The 1,433-nt window shown below is 74.3% G+C and carries 1 protein-coding gene; it reads right to left on the bottom strand.

Annotation, left to right across the window (positions count from 1 at the left end; all coding sequences use genetic code 11):
- Positions 1 to 81: 81 nt before the first annotated feature.
- A partial coding sequence (locus ACFWEP_RS34650; RefSeq protein WP_387376279.1) for an FAD-dependent oxidoreductase occupies positions 82 to 1,433 on the bottom strand: 1,352 nt, incomplete at its 5' end.

Raw genomic sequence — 1,433 nt, forward strand, 5'->3', positions numbered from 1 at the left:
ACACACCCCACACCGCCCGGGCGCTGAGGGGGGGGGGGCCGCCGCAACCCCCTGGGGGCCCGGGCGCCCCGCGTCCGCCGCTCAGGCCGAGCCCGCCGCCCGTACCGCCGTGCTCGCCTTGCGGGCGGCCACCAGGACCGGGTCCCAGACGGGCGAGAACGGCGGGGCGTACCCCAGGTCGAGCGCGGTCATCTCCTCCACCGTCATCCCGGCGGTCAGCGCCACCGCCGCGATGTCCACCCGCTTCGCCGCCCCGTCGCGGCCCACGATCTGCACGCCCAGCAGCCTGCCGGTGCGGTACTCGGCGAGCATCTTCACCGTCATGGGCGCTGCGCCCGGGTAGTAGCCGGCCCGGCCCGTCGATTCGATGGTGGCCGTCACGAACCTCAGCCCGACCGCCCGCGCGTCCTTCTCCCGCAGCCCGGTCCGGGCGATCTCCAGGTCGCAGACCTTGCTCACGGCCGTACCGACCACGCCCGGGAACGTGCCGTAACCACCGCCGACGTTCGCGCCGATGACCTGGCCGTGCTTGTTGGCGTGGGTGCCGAGCGCGATGTGCCGGGTGCGCTTGGCCACCAGGTCCAGCACCTCCACGCAGTCGCCGCCCGCCCAGATGTCCTCGTGCCCCACCACCCGCATCGACAGGTCCGTCAGCAGACCGCCGTGCGGCCCCAGCGGCAGACCGGCCGCGCGGGCGAGCGCCGTCTCCGGCTCCACGCCGATGCCGAGGACCACCACGTCCGCCGGGTACGTCTCCCCTTCGGTCACCACTCCCGACACCCTGCCGTCCGGGCCGGTGCGGATCTCCGTGACGGCCGCGCGGTTCACCGTCGTGATGCCGAGGCCGTCCATCGCCTCGTGCACCAGGCGCCCCATGTCCGGGTCGAGCGTGGCCATCGGCTGCTCGCCCCGGTTCAGCACGGTCACCTCGAAACCGCGGTTCAGCATGGCCTCGGCCATCTCGACGCCGATGTAGCCCGCGCCCACCACCACCGCGCGCCGACGGCCGGGGCCCGTCCGGTCCAGTGAATCCAGCAGAGACTGGCCGTCGTCGAGCGTCTGCACCCCGTGCACTCCGGGGGCGTCGATGCCGGGCAGTGCCGGGCGCACCGGCCGGGCCCCGGTGCCGATCACCAGCTTGTCGTACCCGGTCCAGTACGCGTCACCGGTCTCCCGGTCCTGCGCCCGCACCCGCCGGCCCGCGACGTCGATCTCCGTCACCTCGGTGCGGGTGCGCAGATCGATGCCACGGGCCCGGTGCTCCTCGGGCGTACGGGCGATCAGGTCGTCGCGCTCCGCCACGTCGCCGCCCACCCAGTACGGGATGCCGCAGGCGGAGTACGAGGAGAAGTGGCCGCGCTCGAAGGCCACGATGCTCAGCTCGTCCGGCCCCTTCAGCCTGCGGGCCTGCGACGCGGCGGACATGCCCGCCG

Origin of the sequence: Streptomyces sp. NPDC060198 (genome assembly GCF_042728415.1) — a bacterium.
In the GTDB taxonomy this organism is placed as follows: Bacteria; Actinomycetota; Actinomycetes; order Streptomycetales; family Streptomycetaceae; genus Streptomyces.